Origin of the sequence: Kribbella sp. VKM Ac-2566 (genome assembly GCF_004366005.1) — a bacterium.
Taxonomy (GTDB): domain Bacteria; phylum Actinomycetota; class Actinomycetes; order Propionibacteriales; family Kribbellaceae; genus Kribbella; species Kribbella pratensis.
The window spans coordinates 536077-555418 of record NZ_SODT01000010.1; the positions used below are offsets into that span (position 1 = coordinate 536077).

Genomic DNA, 19342 nt, shown 5'->3' on the forward strand with positions numbered 1-19342 from the left:
CGGAGCCCAAGGTCGCGCCACTCCGCGGGCGTTACCGGGGTTGGTTGAGGAGGACGATCTCGCAGTCGTAGTGCTGGGAGGCGGTCATGTGGCCGCGGAACCAGAGGAGCGGTACGCGGTTCGGGTCGCCGGGAGCCACGATCGGGCGGAGGTTGTCGGCGGTCGAGTTCTCCGTTACCGGTGTCCACGTCCACGTCGTCCCGGCGTCCGCCGTACGGGCGTGGAAGATCTCGTGGTGCTTCAGTGCGGCGCCGTCGCGTGGGTCGATCGGGGTGGAGACGAAGAGCGAGTCGAGGTCGTACGGGTCGATCGCGACCAGGCCGGTGTAGTCGTTCTCGTGCGGCAGGAGACCGTGCCCGGCCTTGGCCAGTTGATGTACCTGCCAGGTCCCGCCCGGAGCGAGGCGCGCATAGAAGAAGCGGTGATCCGGCACCGGATGCTGCCGCGCGAAGGCGTCCTCCGGCTGCGCGGGAGTGTCGTGCCGGGCCAGCAGGATCGCCGCGAGGGTGCCGTCGTCGGCGCGGCGGATGTCGACGGTCCAGCAATGCGTCATCGGCTCGCCGTCCCAGACCGAGTCCGCCGCGAGGACCGTGGTGAGTTCCACCTGCGACGGTGCGTCGGCGTCCAGCGCGACCTCGTCCACCACGGTCCCGTCGGTCCGGTGCAGCGCGCCGGCCTCCAGGTACCCGTGGTAGATCGAGTTGTTGTAGTCGCGCGGATGGTGATCCGTCGTGATGAGATCCACGCGCGTCGGCGTCGACACGTAGCGGGTGTAGCCGTTGACGTAGCCGACCTTCGGGCGGGTGAAGAGCTTCCCGGCGTACGTCCAGGTATCGCCGTCGTCGTCGGACACCAGTGCGCACGGGTCGTCGTTGACCGCTCTCGCGAAGCAGTACAACCGGCCGTCGAGTTCGTGCAGGTTCGAGTACGTGACGCCGCGGCCGCCGGTGAACTCGCTCCAGTCGAACGTCTGCTCCGGACCCCACTTCCGCGGATCGCCCGGCTCGCTGACCCGCCACCGCGTCAGGTCGTCGGTCTTGTGCTTCGTGTACACGGCCAGCCAGCGCCCGTCCCTGCGTCGCCACAACGCCGGCACATCATGATCGTCGGCCTCGAACCGCTCATGCAGTACGACGACGTCCGCCGAACCGGTGTCCAACTCCACGACGGTCAGCTCGACATTGCCTGCCCGCGCGTCTCCCCCAGGCCCCTCCGGAGCCGCGATCGACCCGACGACGAGCACTCCGCCGTCCGGATCCACCACCGCCCGCTCGTCCTGGAACCAGCACCACGCACCGTTGTCGTTGATCACCCGAGCCGCATCCATGGCCACCCAGTGTGGCAGGGAACCGACGCTATGGGTAAGCGCTTGCCAGCATGTGGTCAGATGAGACGACGGCTCCTCGCATCGCCAGCGGTGCGAGGATCGGGGTATGCCGATCGACCAGCACCTTCTGCTCGCGTTTCTGCTGACCACGACCATCGCGATGATCACGCCCGGACCGGACATGCTGTTCATCCTCGGCTGCGGGATGCGCAGTGGTCCGCGGGCCGGTCTGCTCGCGACCGCCGGGGTGGCGACGAGTGAGGCCGTGCACGTCGCGGTGGCCGCGGCCGGGTTGGCCGCGTTGTTCGCGGCGGTGCCGGTCGCGTTCACCGCGGTGCGGATCGTCGGTGCGGCGTACCTGGTCTATCTCGGCGTACAGATGATCCGGCACCGCAACGACGCCGTCGACGACGGGCCGGCCGGCGACGCCGCGATGTCCGGACGGAAGGCGTATCTGACCGGGCTGACCACAAACCTGCTGAACCCGAAGATGGTCACGTTCACGATCGCGTTCCTGCCGCAGTTCGTGGTGCCGTCCCACGGGCAGGTGTGGCTGCAGTTCGCGGTGCTCGGCGCGATCCTGATCGTGCTGGAGTTCCTGGTCGACGGGACGGTCGGCCTGCTGTCCGGGCGGATCGGGAACTGGCTGCGCACCCGCCGTACCGCCCGGCGCCGGATCGACACCGCCACCGGCGGCATCTTCATCGGACTCGGCGTCCGCCTCGCCCTCCTGCGCTAAACGAGGTTGAAACCGCCGGTCCAGGATGCCTTCTCGCCGACGGCGAGGGTGAGCTGAAGGAAGCCGGCCGCTTCGAGCTCACGGGCGCGCTTCAGGGCACCGGCGTCGACCGCCTTCAGGCCACCGGCGGAGACGATCCCGGCCAGCTGCGCCTTGGCGTCCGCGTCGTCACCCGCGATCAGAACGGTCGTCGGCGCCTCGCCGGCCTTCCCGGTCGCGACGGTCGCTGCGAAGTTGGTGTTGAACGCCTTCAGCACCGTGGAGTACGGGAGCCGCGTGGCGAGCTCGGCGGCCGCGGAGCCGTCCGCGGGGACCACCAGCGAGTCGAAGGTCTCGAAGTTCAGCGGGTTGCTGATGTCGACGACAACCTTGCCGGCCAGCTGGTCGGCGCGGTCGGCGAGCACCTGGTCGTACGCCGGGTACGGCGTCGCGAGGATCACGACGTCGCCGGTGACCGGCTTGTCCTTGTCGGTGGAGTTGAACAGCTCGACGGTGTTGCCGCCCTTGGCGACGACGGCCGCGATCGCCTGTCCCATGTTCCCGCTGCCGATGATGCTGACGTGCGCCATACTCGCTCCTTTTGGTTGTACCTTCAACCATCACGATAGCGCAGAATAGTTGTAGCTACAACCATGTGTGGCAGAATGTTTTCCGTGAGCACACGGTGGCTGGACGACGCGGAGATGACGGCCTGGGTGCGGCTGGCCGCCGTACTCGAGCTCCTGCCCGGTGTCCTCGACTCGCAGCTGCGACGGGACGCCGAGCTGACGCACTACGAGTACTACGTGATGGCGATGCTGTCCGAGGCGCCGAAGCGGACGCTGCGGATGACCGCGCTGGCGCAGCGGACGAATGCCACGCTCCCCCGGCTGTCGCATGTTGTGAAGCGCCTCGAGGACCGCGGCATCGTCGAGCGGTTCCCCTGCCCGGAGGACGCCCGCGCCACCAACGCGCGACTGACCGCGGCCGGCTGGAAGAAGATCCGCGCGACCGCACCCGGCCATGTCGAGACGGTCCGGCAGCATGTGGTCGACGTACTGACGCCCGAGCAGATCGCCCAGCTCGCCGACATCACCGGCGCGATCCTCGAGTCGGTCGACCCCGAGGGCAACCTCAGCGCTGTGTATCGCCGCTGAGGCCGAGCAGCACCTTCGACGCGACCGCGCGGTCGGTCACAATCACGTCGCCTCGAGAAGGTCCTTCAAGCGGGCGAGGTCCTTGTTGTTCGCCCGCCGCATCGCCGCCGCCATCAACGGCCCCGCGACTCCGGCGAACCCGCTCGGCTCACCGCGGTTCCGCAGCGTCATCCGGGTCGCCGCCTCCCCCACCGGCGACCACTCGTAGCTGGTCTCCATCGGGAACGGTCCCTGCGCCGTCCGCATCACCAGCCGCCGGCCCGGGACCAGTTCGACCACGTCATAGGTGTAGGCCAACCGCCGCCCCAGGAAATGCGCGACGAAGTCCATCCGCGATCCCACCTCGACGGGTGGGTCCGTCTGCCACACCACCGACTCGATGTTCGCGTACCACTGCGGCGCGTTGGACGGATCCCCGACGTACTCCGCCACCGCCTCCACCGGCCGCTCGATCACGATCTCGGTCAGTACGTCGACTGTCATGGCTCCTCCTGGATTCGAATGTATCGCCGCGGCCGCGGACGACTCCGTCCGAGTAAGGGGAGGAACTGTCATGAGCAACACACTCGGGCCACAGCGGAAGCGGACCACCGCCGTACGGCGGAACACACGGCGCGCGATCGTCACCATCAACATCACCGAGGCCGTCGTCGCCCTGCCGTGTCTTGTCGCGGCATACGGCCTTGCCGAGCGACTCGTCGCGGTCCAGGAGACCGCCGGACCGCACCACGTCGCGAGCCAGTCGGTCGCGCACCTCGCGATCACGCTGAACATGAGTCTGCTGATCGTCGGCGCCGCCGCCGGGGCGGTCGGCAGCGTGATCCAGCAGAGTATGGCGTTCGCTCGCAACGCCGCGCCGGATCATCCGGCCGCGTGGTACGTCATGCGGCCGCTCTGGTCGGCCCTGCTCGGCTCGGTGTCGGTCATCGCCGTCAACACCGGTCTGCTCAGCATCGGCGACGACAGCACATCCAGCGCCGCGATCGCCGTACTCGTGCTGACCGGCTGCCTGGCCGGCCTGTTCACCGATCAGGTCCTGCGCCGCCTCCGCGGCATGCTCGACCGCGGCGCCCGGACCAGAACCAGCTAGCGCACTGACTCAGGGGGAGAAACGAATGGCCACGACGTACAAGATCCATCCGGCGATCGGCATCGCCCGGGTCGGCAACAGTCCGGACGAGTTCTTCGTCGGACCGGAGCACCTCGGCGAGCGACCGGAACCACCGGGCGGATTCAAGGACGCCCAGTGCCGCGTCAAACGGCAGGCGGCACGCTTCCGGATCTTCGCGCACCACGACGACGGCAGCGTGGACGAGATCGACGACGCCTCCGCCGAGATCTCGTGGACCGTTCACCTGGTGAACGCCAAGGCCGCGCACCCGAACCGCGGCAACAGCGAGCCGATCGGTCAGCTAGCGATCGACCCGGGCCCACGAACCCTGACCGGGCCCGACCAGCGGGAGCTCTTCGACACCGGCACGATCGACTTCTCCGGACAGCCGTCGGTGACCGTACCGCTCGGCGAGATCCGCAGCGACGACGACAACCACCTGCTCGTCCTCGGCGGGCACGGCGCCGCCGCGTCACCGGCCGGCAACGTGATCGGCAGCTTCTGGGGAAACGCCGGCTGGTACGACGACGTGTCGGACGGACCGGTGACCGCGACGATCACCTTGCGCTCGGACAACTCGACGCCACCGGTCGAGAGCGCCTGGGCAATCGTCGCGCCGCCGAAGTTCGCCCCGCACCAGGACAGTGTGACCACGCTCTACGACCGGGTCCTGCAGCACATGATCGACCTCGGACTCGTGCCGGCGCCGACCACGACGTCGTACACGAACGACGTCTATCCGATCCTGCAGCGCGCCCGCGACATGCGCTGGGTGGAAGGGATCTTCGGCGCGCACAGCTGGCCGGATCCGGTGACGTCGCAGCCGCTCGTCGACGCGATCTTCGCGCGGCTGCGACCGCCCGGCGACATGCCCAGGCTCAACGGCGGCGACTCCGCGCTGACGCCGACCCAGTACGCACACATGCAGCGGTGGCAGGCCGGCAATTACGCCGCGGACTGGACCGGCGTACCGGCGCCGCAGACCGACCTGACCCCGGACGGTATGGATCGCGCGGCCCTCGAGGCCTGTGTCGGCGGCGCGTTCTTCCCCGGTATCGAGGCCGGCGGGCTGTCCGCGGGCGACCGGCCGATCATCGAGACGTCGTACGCCGCGGCGTTCCGGATCTCGTCCACCGCCGGCACGATCAGCCAGGCGATGGCGCTGCCGTGGCACGCCGACTTCAAGGCGTGCGGTGACAACTGGTGGCCGGTGCCGCGACCGAACGACGTGATCGCGCAGGACACCGGCAGCCAGGCCCGCTGGGATCGTGACGTCACGAGCATGGACGACATGGTGACGCTGTGGCACACCCTCGGGTTCGTCGTCGAGCAAGGGGCCGAGCACGTCGAGGTCGAGCACTGCGACGAGTCGTCCATCACGCTGCTCACGCCGGAGTTACGTTTCATCGACGTACCGCAGGGGCCGATGGGCATGGTGCGCGAGGCCGCGCTGGCGATCAGCTTCGAGGTGCTGTCGCCCGGATCCGCCGTCACCCTCGACTACGCGCCCGGAGGTACGCCGGCGCATCCCCAGTTGGTCGCCGCCACTACTTCGGTCGCGGTCGGACCGACCGCGCCCAACGGTGTGGCGACCGCTCGGCTGTGGGTCGTGTACAGGACCGGCGTGGCGCCGTCCTCCATCCCGCCGCAGGTACTCACGGTCCGCGAAGCCGCGTCCGGTCAGACCTGGGACGTGACTGTCACCGGCAACACCGTTGCGCGCAAGACGGCGGCCACCGCACTGGTACTCGACCGCTCGGGCAGCATGAGTGAGGACCGCGGCGACGGCCAGAGCAAACACGTGGCACTAAAGCAGGCCGCGAACATCTTCGTCGACCTGATGCTCGAAGGCGACGGCGTCGGCATCGTCCGCTACAACGAGGACGCGCAGCCGTTGCAGTCCGTTCTCGAGCTCGGCGCGGGCGGGCTGTCCGATCTGAACCGCAACGCGACCCACGACACGATCAACGGCACCGGCCTCGATCCGCAGGGCGCGACCTCCATCGGCGACGGCATCTTCGAGGGCCGCGCGCTGCTCGACGCGGCACCGCCGTACGACGTGAAATCGCTGGTCGTGCTCACCGACGGCATCGAGAACAGTCCACGCCTGATCTCCGACGTCGCCGCGCAGATCAACGAGCGCACGTACGCCGTCGGGCTCGGGCAGCCGCAGAACATCAGCGTGCCCGCCTTGCAGACGATCTCCGGCAACAACGGCGGGTACCTGCTGGTGACCGGCGCGATCACCACCGACAACAGGTTCCTGTTGCAGAAGTACTTCCTGCAGGTGCTGGCGGGGATCAGCAACGCCGAGGTGGTGCTCGACCCGGACGGCGAGCTGAGTGCCGGTGCGGTGCACCGCATCCCGTTCCAGCTCTCCGACGGGGACTCGGGTGTGGACGTCGTACTGCTGACACCACGTCCGGAGGCCGTCGACTTCCGGCTCCAGACGCCGAACGGTCTGCTGATCGAACCGTGGCGGGCGCAGGCGGAGCCGGCGATGCGGTACGTGACCGGCGACGGCGTCGCGTACTACCGGATCACGCTGCCCGTCCAGCTCCGGCCGGGCCGTTTCGACCAGGCCGGGACCTGGCACGCGTTACTGACGATCGGGCGACCGCATACCGGGAGGACCCCTGATGACTCCGATGGCGTCGACCTGTCGATCCTCCGCGGCCGCGCCAACCAGCCGGTGCGATCGGCCCCACCCGCGCGGCGCCCGTTCGAGTTCGAGCGCGCCTTCGCCGTCGCGAACGAGCCGATCGAGGGTGAGCAGCCCGGGCGGCGTGGTCTTCCGTACAGCCTGGTGGTGCACTCCTACTCGAACGTGTCGCTGCGCGCCACGGCCGACCAGCGATCCTTCGAGCCCGGCGCCTTGGTGACGATCAACGCGACGCTCACACAGTCCGGCGTACCGGTCGACGGCGAGCCTTCTGTGTGGGCCGACGTGACGCGCCCTGACGGATCGCCGGCAACGCTCGTTCTGGATCAGGTTGCGGCCGGTGAGTTCGCGGCAAGCTTCGGTACGGCATTGCCTGGTGTCTACCGGATCCGCGTGCGCGCTCGCGGACGTACTCGCGTGGGACGGCCGTTCACCCGGGAACGTACGCTCACGACGGCGGTGTGGCGGGGCGGCGACACCCCACCGACTACTCCTGGCGGTGATGCGTTCTGCGAGTGGTTGTCGTGCCTGTTCAAGGACGGGGTCATCGACGAGAAGCTGATCGAGCGGCTGCGGCGGCTCGGGTTCGACCTCGACGCACTCCGCAAGTGCCTGCGCGGTTGCGGCTGCTGACCATGCTCGACGTGGTCGACATGGTCGACATGGTCACGGCGTACGACGTCGTTGTCGCCGGCGGAGGTCCCGCCGGCGCAGCGACCGCCCTGCGGCTGGCTGGTTCTGGGTTCTCCGTCGCGTTGCTGGAACGCAGTCGCTTCGACCGGCCGCGCGTCGGCGAAACGCTTGCCCCGAGCATCCAGCCGCTGTTGCAGGGCCTCGGGGTCTGGGAGCGGTTTGTTGCCTTGGGCCCCTTGCCGTCGTGGGGCACGCGGAGCATCTGGAGCAGCACGGCACCTGCTGCGCATTCGCATCTCGAAACTGGTTACGGCAGCGGCTGGCATGTTGATCGCCGGTTGTTCGACCGGATGCTGTGCGACGCGGCAGCCGCAGCCGGAACATCTGTGTCCCTCGGCACGTCCCTCATCGACTCCCGGTACGACGGCAGGTGGCAACTCACCTGCTCCAACGGCCACCGCCTGACTGCGCGAGTCCTGATCGACGCGACCGGCCGCTCGGCCACCATCGGGCGGTCGCTCGGCGCGCGGCGGATCGCCTTCGACCGCCTGGTCGGGATCACCGCTCAATGGAGCGGCGTGGATGTCTCAGCCGAGCAGTACCTGCTGATCGAGTCGGTCCCCGACGGCTGGTGGTACACGGCGCCGCTTCCCGGGCACGTGATGGTCGGCATGCTCATGACCGACGCCGACATCTGCCGCCACCACAACCTCGCCGCTTCAGCGCCCTGGCGCAACCACCTCGAATCCACCACAGCAACCGCACTCCGCGTCGACACCGCAACATGCTTGCCGACCACGCCGCGGGTGTACTCGGCTGCCAGTCATCGGCTCGTCCGGCCCGGTGACATCCGCCCCTGGCTCGCAGTCGGTGACGCCGCCCTCGCCGTCGACCCCATCTCAGGCAGCGGCGTACCCCGAGCCCTCCGCACCGCCGAAGCCGCCGCAACAACAGCCGCCCGCCTACTGACCCACCCCGCCGACGCGATCCCCCTCACCACCTACGAGTCCACCCGAAACACCGAGTGCACCACCTACCTCTCCACCCGAGCCGACTACTACGCCATAGCCCTCCCCCACCCAACCCCCTTCTGGACCCGCCGACAACTCCCCACCCCAGCCTGAGCCCCGGCCCTGTTCACCGAGTCGTGGAATACGGTTGTGAACACGCCGCCCGCGCGGACCAGGATCCACGACTCGCGGTTTCGGACATGAACCAAACGCCACGACTCGACGCACATGGGCGTCAAACGTGCAGCGTGGGGTGGTAGATGAGTTCCTGGGTGTTGCCGTCGAGGGTGCGGGTCTCGAGCAGGTCGAGGTCGAAGTCGGCCGCTCCTCCGAAGATCGGATCCGCCCCGGTCTGTCCGGTGATCACCGGGAACACCGTCACCTGCACGCGATCGACCAGGCCGGCGGCCAGCAGCGCCCGGTTCAACGACAAGCTGCCGTGCGACCGCAACGGTACGTCGGACTCTTCCTTCAGCCGGGCAACGATCTCGACCACGTCACCGCTCACCACCGTCGCGTCCGGCCAGTCGAGCGGCTCCCGCAACGTGCTCGACACCACCGTCGCCGGCAACTCTCGCATCCGCATGACCCACGCATCCCGAACCTCGTCACCCTCGGCGCTCGCCGCCAGCATCTCCGCATGCGCCCGATACGTGGTGGCGCCGAACACCATCCGCGCATCTCCGCCGTACAAAGCCAGCCGCCGCTCGAGAAACTCCGGCCCCTGCTTCCCCCAATACCCACCCCAGTCCCCGTTGTGCGCCCCGAACCCGTCAAGACTGGAAAAGACATCGAACGTATAGGTAGCAGTCATCACGCTCTCCTCAGGTACGCCGGCCGCTCTCGGCAGCAGCCGCTCACCCCTACCACGAACTCCCCACACCCGATCCGACACCGATGCGCTCGGTCAGCGGAAGTCGCGGGATTTGGTGCGGGCGGCCAGGGGGAGGCGTTGGAGGTGGTCGGCGGAGAGGTTGGTTACTTCGCCGGCGCGTTCTACGCGGCCGCGGATGATCATGGCGGCGGCGTTGCGGGCCACGGCGGCGTGGCGGTGCCAGCAGCCGACGGTGATGACGATGTTCGCCATGCCGGTCTCGTCCTCGAGGTTCATGAACGTGACGCCGGAGGCGGTCGCGGGGCGTTGGCGGTGGGTGACCACGCCGGCGACCCGGACGCGGGCGCCGTTCGGGGCCGCCTTCAACTCGGCCGCCGACAGGATGCCGTCGGCGCGGAGCCGGTCGCGGACCCGTTGCATCGGATGGCTCTCGGTGGTGATCGAGGTGGACCACAGGTCCGCCATATCGGCCTCGATGTCGCTCATCCCGGGCAACGTCGGCGGCGGACCCGCCGCGGTGATCCCGGCCAGCTGCCCCGGACGCTCCTCGGCCGCCCGGCCCGCTTCCCACAAGGCCTGCCGCCGGTCGAGCCCGAAGCAGTCGAACGCCCCGGCGGTCGCCAGCGCCTCGACCTGTGCTGCGGTGATCCCGGTACGCCGGACCAGGTCGGCCATCTCGGTGAACGGCCCGCCCCGCTCCCGCTCCTCGACGATCAGCTTCGCGCCCTTCTCCCCCACGGTGCGTACTTCGGACAACCCGAGCCGGACCGCGAACGCACCGTCCCGCCGATGCACCGTGGTGTCGAACGGCGCCTTCGGATCGAACGGACCCACCAACGGCTGCGGGTCCGCCAAACACTCGTCCATCCCGGTCGGCCCGGTCCGCTCCTGCCCTTCGACCAGCAGTTCGAGCCCCGCGTCCACCCCGGAGAGATGCAGGTGCGGACGCCGTACCTCGACGCCGTGCCGGCGGGCGTCGGCGACCAGGGACTGCGGTGAGTAGAACCCCATCGGCTGCGCCCGGAGCAGGGCGGCCAGGAACGCGGCCGGGTAGTGCAGCCGCAGCCACGTGCTGGAGTAGACGAGCAGCGCGAAGCTGATCGAGTGCGACTCGGCGAATCCGAAGTTCGCGAACGCCTCGATCTTGGCGTAGATCTCGTCGGCCAGTTCCCCGGTGATCCCGTTGCCCGCCATCCCGGCGTACAGCTTGTCCTTCAGCGACGAGATCTTCTCGATCCCGCGTTTGGAGCCCATCGCGCGGCGCAGCAGATCGGCCTCGTCGCCGTCGATCTCGCCGACCGCCATCGCCATCTGCATCAGCTGCTCCTGGAACAACGGCACGCCCATGGTCCGCTCCAGCACCGGTTCCAGCTTGGGATGCAGGTAGGTGATCGGCTCCTCGCCGGTCCGGCGGCGGATGTACGGATGCACGGCGCCGCCCTGGATCGGGCCGGGCCGGATCAGCGCGATCTCGGTGACCAGGTCGTAGAACCGCCGCGGTTTCAGCCGCGGCAGAGTCGCCATCTGCGCCCGGGACTCCACCTGGAACACGCCCACCGAGTCCGCGTGGCAGAGCTGGTCGTAGACCCCGGCCTCCTCCCGCGGGATCGTGTGCAGCTCCCACGACTCCCCGAGCTGCTCGCGGACCATGTCCAGGCAGTACTGCAGCGCGGCCAGCATGCCGAGCCCGAGCAGGTCGAACTTCACCAGCCCCATCCACGCGCAGTCGTCCTTGTCCCACTGCAGGACCGTGCGCTTGTCCATCCGGGCGTGCTCGATCGGCACCACCTCGCCGACCGGACGCTCGGTCAGCACCATCCCGCCGGAGTGGATCCCCAGGTGCCGCGGGAACTTCAGCAGCTCGGTCGCCATCCCCACCACCTGCGGCGGGATGTCGTGCTCGGTCGAGGTGATCTCCGGGCTCCAGCCGTCCACCTGTTTCGACCACGCATCCTGCTGACCGACGGAGTACCCGAGGGCCTTGGCCATGTCCCGGACGGCGGACTTCGGGCGGTAGGAGATCACGTTCGCCACCTGGGCCGCGTTGTGCCGGCCGTATTTCTCGTAGACGTGCTGGATCACCTCCTCGCGGCGTCCGGAGTCGAAGTCGACGTCGATGTCCGGCTCCTCGGCGCGCGTGGTGGCCAGGAACCGCTCGAACGGAAGGTTGTAGAGGATGCTGTCCACCGCGGTGATCCCGAGCGCGTAGCAGACCGCGGAGTTCGCCGCCGATCCCCTGCCCTGACAGAGGATCCCGTTGTCGTGCGCGAACTTCACGATGTCGTGCACGATCAGGAAGTACCCCGGGAAGCCCTTCTCCTCGATGACGTCGAGCTCCCGCTCCAGCCGCTCGTACGCATCCGGGCGCGCCGCGCGCGTCCCGTACCGCCGGGCGGCGCCATCGAAGGTCAGGTGCCGCAACCACGACATCGGGGTGTGACCGTCGGGCACGTCGCGCAGCGGCAGCTTCGGTTTCGCCCGGGCGAGGTCGAACGCGAGCTGGTCCGCCAGCGTCACCGAGCGCGCCACCGCCCCGTCGTACCGCTGGAAGCGGGCGGTCATCTCCGCGCCGGAGCGCACGAACGCCATCCCGCTCGACGGCAGCCAGCCGTCCATCGCGTCCAGGTCGCGACGGGCCCGTACGGCGGCCAGCGCGGCAGCCAGCTTGTGCTGGGCCGGGGTCGCGTAATGAACGTTGTTCGTGGCAACTACCGGGAGGCCGCGGTCGGCGGCCAGGTCGGCCAGGACCCGGTTCCGCGTGGTGTCGGCGGGGACGTGATGGTCGATCAGCTCGACAACCACCCGGTCCTTGCCGAACAGTGCGGTCAGCCGGTCCAGCTCGCGTCCGGCCGCCGCCGGGCCGTCGGCATGCCCGCCGAGCTCCAGCGCCTGCCGGACCAGTCCCTTACGGCATCCGGTCAGGATGACCCAGTGGTCACGACCCTTGGCAGCCAACCGCTCCAACGAGTAGACCGGCTTCCCCTTCTCCCCACCGGCCAGCTGCGCCTCGGTGATCTCACCGGCCAGCCTGTGGTACCCCTCCTGCCCCTCGGCCAGCACCAGCAGATGACTGCCTTCAGGATCCGCCACCCCGTTCTGCGGGCCGGTCAGCCCCAGCGACAGCTCCGCCCCGAACACGGTCGGCAGCGAGTACGCCGCCGCGGCCTCGGCGAACCGGGCCGCGCCGTAGAACCCGTCGTGATCGGTCAGCGCCAGCGCGTGCAGCCCCTGCCGGACGGCGGCCTCGACCAGGTCCTCCGGTTGCGAGGCGCCGTCCAGGAAGGAGAAGTTCGAGTGGACGTGGAGCTCGGCGTACGGCACCGAATGTTCCGGCCTGGCGGCCAGAGTCTTCGAAGGCACATACGGCCCACGATGCTGCGACCACGCAGGGCTGTCCCCGCCGTCGCCCGTGACCGGACGGCCGCCGTGGCTGCCCGGGCGCGAGCGGTCCGACAGCTTGCGCTCCAGCTCCGACCACTTGATCGGCGGATTGTCGTAGCCCATGCGCCACTCCCGAACATCACCTAGAACCATATTAGAACATAGGTTCGACCGGCGCCCCGAACCCCGGGAGGTAGCCTGCTGGTAAGTCGAGGGGACGCGGCGGGTGGACGAGCACACGGACAACCTCACCCTGGCGCGGCAGGCCTGTACGGCAACGGACTGGGCCACCGCCGCGGCGCTCTTCGACGTGGTCGCGACCGAGCGGCTCACCGCGGACGATCTCGCCGCGTACGCCGACGCCGCGTGGTGGCTCGGCCGGATCGAGGACACCCTGCGGCTGAACGCCGCTGCGTGCGACGCCTTCCTGGCCGGCTCCCGGCCGGTCGAGGCCGCATGGACCGCCATGGTGCTGGGCATCTTCCACCTGGGACGCGGCGACGAGCCACAGGGCATGGGCTGGATCGGCCGCGCCGGACGTCTGCTGCAGGGAGTACCCGAGTGCAAGGTGCACGGATACCTGCTGCACCTGACGGAGGTGGAGGCGAACCTGCAGGCCGGCCGGCCCGGGGCGGCGGCGGAGGCGGCCCGCCGGACACAGGATCTCGGCCGCTGGCTCGGCCAGCCCGACCTGGTGGCTCTGGGCCTGAACGGCGAAGGCCGCGCCCTGATCAGGTCCGGCCAGGTGGCCGACGGGCTGAAGTTGCTCGACGAGGCGATGGTCACCGTCCTGGACGGCCGGCTCGACCCGTTCGCATCGGGCACCCTCTACTGCCACACCATCGCGACCTGTCACGAGGTCGCCGACATCCGCCGGATGAGCCGCTGGATCGGCCTGACCGAGCAGTGGCTGGCCGGCTTCCCCGCCGCCGTCGCGTTCGGAGGCTTGTGCGCGGTGCACCGGGCCCAGCTTCAGTTGCTCCGCGGCGAGTGGGACGAGGCCGAGCGAACCGCGCTGCGGGTCGCGGCAGACCTGGACGTCAACCGGATCGACTACGCCGCGGAGGCCTGGTACGTGGTAGCCGAGGTACGCCGGTTGCGTGGCGACCCGAGCGCCGCCGATGCGTACGACGAGGCACATGCCCGCGGGCGGGACCCGCAGCCGGGACGTGCCCTCTTGCAGCTCCGGAAGAACCAGCCCGTGGCCGCCGCGACGGCGGTTCGCTCGGCCGTGGCCGCAGCCGGCCCCGACCCATTGCGGCGGGCCCCGCTCTGGTCTGCCGCGGTCGAGATCGCGATCGCCGCGGGCCGGCTGGACGATGCGTCGGACGCAGCCTCGGAGCTGGCAGCGACGGCATCGAGGTACGCCACGTCGGGGCTCGAGGCGATGGCAGCCACGGCACACGGCACGGTGCTGCTGGCCAAGGATCGCGCTGAGGAGGCACTTCCCGTACTTCGCGACGCGTGCCGGCGCTGGCACGAACTCGGCGCGGCGTACGACGCGGCCGCGATCTGTGTCCGGCTCGCTGTCGCGTATCGGGCGCTCGGCGACGAGACGTCCGCCGCCGCGGAGGTCGCGCGGGCCGAGACGACATTCGAGCGACTGGGAGCCTACCGGCAGCCACCAGGCTCGCCCGACAGGTTGACCGGACGCGAGTGCGAGGTGCTGGCACTCGTGGCCGACGGCCGCTCCAACCGGGAGATCGGCCAGGCGCTGCACATCAGCGACCGCACGGTCGCGCGGCACCTGACGAACGCCTTCCACAAGATCGGTGTCGCCTCGCGGACGCAGGCCGCGCGCTACGCCATCGACCACGGGCTGACAGCCGGTCGGTGACGCGGCTACGCACAACCGCGTAGACCGCTCGCCGGCAGTTGGTCAATCGCACCGATGCCGGGGCGGCCGCGCGCGCCCTACCGTCTCGGTACACGCACCTGTTCAGGAGGGGATCATCATGACTGACGAGCGGATCCACCGAGCCGTCTCCGCGGACGGCACCGACATCGCCGGACGAGTGCTGGGCCGAGGGCCGGCGCTGGTGCTGGTCCACGGCGGGATCGGTGACGGCGACCTCGCCTGGGAGGCGCTCCTCCCCCACCTCACCGACCGGTTCACCTGCTACCTCCCCAGCACCCGCGGCCGCGGGCTGTCGGGTGACAACCCGAACCACTCGCCCGTGCGCCTGGAGGAGGACGTCGCTGCGTTCGTGGAGAGCATCGGAGAGCCGGTCTGCCTGGTGGGTTGGTCGGGCAGCGGAGCATGGGTACTCGGCGCGGCCGCACGCAGCGGATCCGTGGCGGCCGTCGCCGCCCACGAGCCCGCCGTAATGTCGGTGATGCGAGACGAAGACCGCGCCCGGACGTTCGCCGCCCTGGCGACAATGGGTACGGCGACCGCGGAAGGGCGCTTCGTGGACGCGATGCGCGCGTTCGCCCCGTGGATCTGCACCGACGAGGAGGTCGCCGCCTTGCAGGAGAGGGACTTCTTCGTGCGATGGGCAGGCTGCACCCCGGCGATGTTCCGGTTCATCCAGGCCGACGCGGCCTACGAGGGACCCCGATCCACCGACCCCGAGGCGCTCAGGACGATCGGCGTACCGGTCCTGCTCCTCCGGGGCCGACAGACCCTGCTCGACAGTTGGTTCACCGACGCGGCCCGGTACATCGCCCAGTACGTCACCGACGTACACATCCGTGAACTGCCGGACGTCGGCCACTTCGCTCCACTGGTCGCCCCGAGCCCTCTCGCTGACGAACTGATCTCCTTCTTCGAATCGGCCCGGCAACCAGTCTGAAGTAAATGGCTGGCCGGTGTGGTGAGCGGATTGGTACCGTGCCGTGGTCCGTGACATTCGCACGTGGAGGTGATGCCCCGATGAACGCTGTAGCGCAGTGGGTGCTCCCCTTCCCGTGGTCACGGGCGGGCGATTGACGTAGGTGTCGCCGGGAGCGCCTCGAGAAGCACTCCCGAAAGGAAACACCTATGCACACTTCGCCTTTCACGATCTCTCGCGTCGCCGGCAACCAATGGCACGCGATCGAGAACGACCTGGTCGTCGGCCGCGGTCACGCGACGCGGCGCCTCGACGGCCGGACCTTCCTCAGCATCGACACCTGGCGCGACACCGTCTTCAACCGGCTCGCCGCCGCCATGGTGGCTGACCAACCGCAGTACACCGTGGTCGACGAGACGGACCACGACCTCCTGACCAATTGGGTACTCGCGGGATTCACGACATCACGCCGCGAAGCGGAGTTCGTCGTACCCACCGGCCCTTCCCGGGCGACCGTGCCATCGGGGGTGGTCATCACGACCGCCGACGAGGCTCCGCTGCGTGAGTTGGACCAGGCGATTCGCGACGAGGTCGAGGCAGGAGCCGGCTGCCAGACGATGCCCGCAGAGGTGCTGCCCTGGCAAGGCGGCACGAGGCCGATCGACCCGTCGAACTACACGGTCGCGGTGCGGGACGGTCGGTACGTCGGCCTGGTCCGGGTAGCCACGATGACCCGGCGCCCGCGCATCGGGCTCGTCGCCGTACGGGCGGCCGAGCAACGGCGCGGTATCGCCCGGGCATTACTCGATCACGTGCTGGACGGTCTGCACAGCTGGGGATTCGAAGCCGCCACCGCGGAGGTCGACGAAACCAACACGGCGGCGCTGGCGCTGTTCGAGGGGCTGGGCGCGCGCCGTACGGGCTGCAGCCTGGAACTGGTCCGCCGGCCGGGACAGGCGGCCTGACGATGCCCAGAACAGCAGGCGGCATCGAGGTCGAGGGCACCGTCGTCGAGTGCCTCCGGAACGCCAACTTCCGGGTCGAGCTCGCCAACGGGCACAAGGTCCTCGCCCATATCAGCGGAAAGATCCGGAAGAACTACATCAAGATCCTCCCCGAGGACCGCGTCCTCGTGGAGCTCAGCCCCTACGACCTGACCCGGGGCCGGATCATCTTCCGGTACCGCAACTGACGGCACTGTCGCCCATCGCACACACCTCCCGCTCGGATCAAGACTAGAACATGTGTTCGATGAAGCGGTAATCTGAAAACATGCTTGGTCGGTTCACGGTTCGGCCGTCCGACGACGGATCCAACAGGTTCGGCGTCTGGGACGGTGCGGTCAACGGGTGGCGTGCAACAGGTATCGACGACGAGGCGCAGGCGCGGGAGCTCGCCGCCGATCTCGACGTGCAGTACGACGCCCACGGTCCCCGCGCGGCGGACGCCGTACGGCACGTCGATCCCGCGCAGCCGGTGCAGCGGGCGACCTGGTCGACCGGCGAGCTGGACGTCTGGATCCGCGACAAGGGGGTCTGGCTGGGGCGGTTCCGTGACCAGGAGGGGCAGATCACCTGGGTCCCGGGATCGGACCTCAGACCCCTTTAGCGCGGTTTCGGCTTGGGTCTGGGTTTCTTCCCGGGCTCGGCCGGCTTCGGGTTCGGGTCGCCGATCAGCCTCTTCGGCGGCGCGACGAACCGTTCGACCGGGAGGCCGCGGAGGGCGCCCTGCATCGCGGTCTGCCAGAGCGGGCCGGCGGTGCCGGAGCCGGTCGGGTCGGCGATGTCCCTGCCGTTCAGCGTGTGCCGGTACATCAGGTTGGTGTACGGCAGGTTCGCGTCCGCGACCACCGCGGCGGCGGCCAGATTCGGGGTGTAACCGGCGTACCAGACGGCCAGGTTCTGCTGGATGGTTCCGGTCTTGCCGGCCATGTCGCGGGTGCCGAAGCGCAGCCGGCCGCCGGTCCCGCCCGGCATCATGACCGCGCTCAGCACCCGGTTCACGCCGTCCGCGACCGCCCGCGGGAGGACCTGCTTGCAGTTGATCCCGGGACCGGGGATCGGACGCCCCGCCTTGTCCCGGACCGACGTCACGACCAGCGTCTCGCAGTACTTCCCGCGCGCCGCGAACGTCGCGTAGGCGTTCGAGAGCATCAGCGGCGTCACGTACCCGACCCCGAGCGTCATCGAGATCACCTGGTCGAGCGGCTCGCCGGTCTGGCCGTTGTACATCCCGAGCTTGGCCGCGATCGTCGCGATCGAGCACAGCCCGGTCCGCTCCGACAGCTGCAGGAAGTACGTGTTCGTGGAGTACCGCGCGGCCTCGACCATCGTCAGGTTCCCGCTGCGCGTCGAGTTCTTCGGCCGGTACGTCGGGTCACGCGTCCAGCCCTTGCAGGTCCGGAACTTCTTGTTGCTCAGGTCGATCTGGTCCGGCGAGTTGATCCGGTAGTCCATCGGGATGCCCTTGGACAGCGCTGCCGCGATCGTGAACGCCTTCATCGTCGAGCCGTTCTGGAACCCGCCGTACCCGCCGGCGTACGACTTCTCGACGTTGTAGTTGTAGTTCGTGTGGAACTTCCCGTTGCCGTACGGGCGGCTCTGCACCATCGCCTTCACCAGGCCGGTGCCGGGCTCGACGACGCTGATAGCGGCGATCGCGGAGTCGGTGCGCTTGCTGTGCTTGTCGATCGACGCCTGCGCCGCGGCCTGGATCTTCGGGTCGATCGAGGTCCGGATCAGCAGCCCGCCTGTCTTCAGGTAGTGGTCGCGGTCCTTGACGGTCGCGCCGAGCGCCGGGTTCGCGAGCAGCTTGGAGACCACGTAGTCGCAGTAGAACGGGTACCGCGAGTTGGCGCACCCGTTCGGCACCGGCTCGACCTTCGCCAGGTCGATCACCGGCGTCCGGAGCGCGTGGTTCGCCTGCCCCACCGTGATCACGCCGAGTTCGAGCATCCGCTTGATCACCAGGTCGCGGCGAGCCTTGGCGCGGCCCAGGTCGTTGGTCGGGTCGTAGCCCGACGGGTTCTTCACCAGTCCGGCCAGCAGCGCGGCCTGTGGGAGCGTGAGCTTGTCGGCCGCGGTCCGGAAGTAGTGCTGGGCCGCGGTCTGGACGCCGTACGTGCCGTCGCCGAAGTTCGCCAGGTTCAGGTACCGCTCGAGGATCTCGTCCTTGGACAGCTCGCTCTCGACCCCGATCGCGTACCGCAACTCGGTGAGCTTGCGTTTGTACGAGACTTCGGTCGCCTTCGCCCGCTCGGCCGCGGTCTTCGCCTTCTCGACCAGGCTCATCTTCACGTACTGCTGGGTGATGCTCGACCCGCCCTGCTGCACCTCGCCGCCGCTCTGGTTGCGCACCATCGCCCGCAGCGTGCCCTTCAGGTCGAGCGCGCCGTGCTCGTAGAACCGGGAGTCCTCGATCGCCACGATCGCCTTGCGCATGATCGGGCTGATCGAACTCAGCGGCACCGGCACCCGGTTCTGCTCGTACAGGGTCGCGACCAGCGTCCCGTCCGCCGCCAGGATGCGCGTGCGGACGGCCAGCGGCTCGCTCTCGAACTCCTGCGGCAGACTCTCCACGGTCGTCACGACCTGCTCGGAGCCCCGGCCGGCGAAGCCCGCGAACGGGATCGCGAGGCCGGCCGCCAGGGCACCTGACAGCACGCTCACGCCGATGAACAAAATCAACGAGCGAGCTTTACTGCGACCGCCCCTGCCGGTACGCATACCTCCAGG

The 19342-nt window shown here is 69.2% G+C and carries 16 protein-coding genes; 10 read left to right on the plus strand and 6 right to left on the minus strand.

Annotated elements, in window-relative coordinates:
• Positions 1-31: 31 nt before the first annotated feature.
• The gene (locus EV647_RS20920) at positions 32-1327 is read right to left on the minus strand and encodes a BNR-4 repeat-containing protein (protein WP_134005356.1); all 1296 of its coding nucleotides are present in this window, start codon (positions 1325-1327) and stop codon (positions 32-34) included.
• A gap of 106 nt (positions 1328-1433) precedes the next feature.
• Between EV647_RS20920 and EV647_RS20925 the strand changes: the two genes are divergently transcribed.
• Positions 1434-2066, plus strand: coding sequence for a LysE family translocator (locus EV647_RS20925; RefSeq protein WP_134005358.1), 633 nt, complete (start codon positions 1434-1436; stop codon positions 2064-2066).
• Here the strand turns inward: EV647_RS20925 and EV647_RS20930 are convergent.
• On the minus strand, positions 2063-2635 hold the full coding sequence (locus EV647_RS20930; RefSeq protein ID WP_134005360.1) for an NADPH-dependent F420 reductase: 573 nt from the start codon (positions 2633-2635) through the stop codon (positions 2063-2065). The two genes, EV647_RS20925 and EV647_RS20930, sit on opposite strands and share 4 nt — an antisense overlap.
• 84 nt (positions 2636-2719) lie before the next feature.
• Between EV647_RS20930 and EV647_RS20935 the strand changes: the two genes are divergently transcribed.
• Positions 2720-3202: a MarR family winged helix-turn-helix transcriptional regulator gene (locus EV647_RS20935; RefSeq protein ID WP_202876252.1), complete on the plus strand. Its 483-nt coding sequence runs from the start codon at positions 2720-2722 to the stop codon at positions 3200-3202.
• Positions 3203-3244: 42 nt separating this feature from the next.
• Here EV647_RS20935 and EV647_RS20940 read toward each other — a convergent pair whose 3' ends face one another.
• A complete protein-coding gene (locus EV647_RS20940) occupies positions 3245-3685 on the minus strand; it encodes an SRPBCC family protein (protein ID WP_134005362.1) in 441 nt (146 codons plus the stop codon).
• Positions 3686-3755: 70 nt separating this feature from the next.
• Between EV647_RS20940 and EV647_RS20945 the strand changes: the two genes are divergently transcribed.
• Genes EV647_RS20945 through EV647_RS20955 form a run of 3 tightly spaced genes read left to right on the plus strand, consistent with a single transcriptional unit; the run spans position 3756 to position 8732 of the window.
• On the plus strand, positions 3756-4292 hold the full coding sequence (locus EV647_RS20945) for a hypothetical protein (RefSeq protein WP_134005364.1): 537 nt from the start codon (positions 3756-3758) through the stop codon (positions 4290-4292).
• Positions 4293-4317: 25 nt separating this feature from the next.
• Positions 4318-7608 carry a LodA/GoxA family CTQ-dependent oxidase gene (locus tag EV647_RS20950; RefSeq protein ID WP_134005366.1) on the plus strand — a complete coding sequence of 1097 codons (3291 nt, stop codon included), beginning with the start codon at positions 4318-4320 and terminating at the stop codon, positions 7606-7608.
• Positions 7584-8732 (plus strand): NAD(P)/FAD-dependent oxidoreductase, encoded by a 1149-nt coding sequence (locus EV647_RS20955; protein WP_134005368.1) that lies wholly within the window; start codon positions 7584-7586, stop codon positions 8730-8732. Before EV647_RS20950 ends, EV647_RS20955 begins: the two co-directional genes overlap by 25 nt.
• Positions 8733-8853: 121 nt before the next feature.
• Here EV647_RS20955 and EV647_RS20960 read toward each other — a convergent pair whose 3' ends face one another.
• Both EV647_RS20960 and EV647_RS20965 read right to left on the minus strand, forming a co-directional pair.
• Positions 8854-9432 carry a dihydrofolate reductase family protein gene (locus EV647_RS20960; protein WP_134005370.1) on the minus strand — a complete coding sequence of 193 codons (579 nt, stop codon included), beginning with the start codon at positions 9430-9432 and terminating at the stop codon, positions 8854-8856.
• Between the two features lie 93 nt (positions 9433-9525).
• A complete protein-coding gene (locus EV647_RS20965; protein ID WP_134005372.1) occupies positions 9526-12957 on the minus strand; it encodes an error-prone DNA polymerase in 3432 nt (1143 codons plus the stop codon).
• A 103-nt stretch (positions 12958-13060) separates the two neighbouring features.
• On the opposite strand from EV647_RS20965, the gene EV647_RS20970 reads away from it, so the two are divergent.
• The 5 genes from EV647_RS20970 (at position 13061) to EV647_RS20990 (ending at position 17216) form a co-directional block, all read left to right on the plus strand.
• Positions 13061-14671, plus strand: coding sequence for a helix-turn-helix transcriptional regulator (locus EV647_RS20970; RefSeq protein ID WP_134005374.1), 1611 nt, complete (start codon positions 13061-13063; stop codon positions 14669-14671).
• A gap of 118 nt (positions 14672-14789) precedes the next feature.
• Positions 14790-15629, plus strand: a complete 840-nt coding sequence (locus EV647_RS20975) for an alpha/beta fold hydrolase (protein ID WP_134005376.1) — start codon at positions 14790-14792, stop codon at positions 15627-15629.
• Positions 15630-15817: 188 nt separating this feature from the next.
• On the plus strand, positions 15818-16573 hold the full coding sequence (locus EV647_RS20980; protein WP_134005378.1) for a GNAT family N-acetyltransferase: 756 nt from the start codon (positions 15818-15820) through the stop codon (positions 16571-16573).
• A gap of 2 nt (positions 16574-16575) precedes the next feature.
• Positions 16576-16800 (plus strand): translation initiation factor IF-1, encoded by a 225-nt coding sequence (gene infA, locus EV647_RS20985; RefSeq protein WP_133787024.1) that lies wholly within the window; start codon positions 16576-16578, stop codon positions 16798-16800.
• A gap of 80 nt (positions 16801-16880) precedes the next feature.
• A complete protein-coding gene (locus EV647_RS20990; protein WP_134005380.1) occupies positions 16881-17216 on the plus strand; it encodes a hypothetical protein in 336 nt (111 codons plus the stop codon).
• Here EV647_RS20990 and EV647_RS20995 read toward each other — a convergent pair.
• Positions 17213-19333, minus strand: coding sequence for a transglycosylase domain-containing protein (locus EV647_RS20995; RefSeq protein WP_134005382.1), 2121 nt, complete (start codon positions 19331-19333; stop codon positions 17213-17215). The two genes, EV647_RS20990 and EV647_RS20995, sit on opposite strands and share 4 nt — an antisense overlap.
• Positions 19334-19342: the final 9 nt, after the last annotated feature.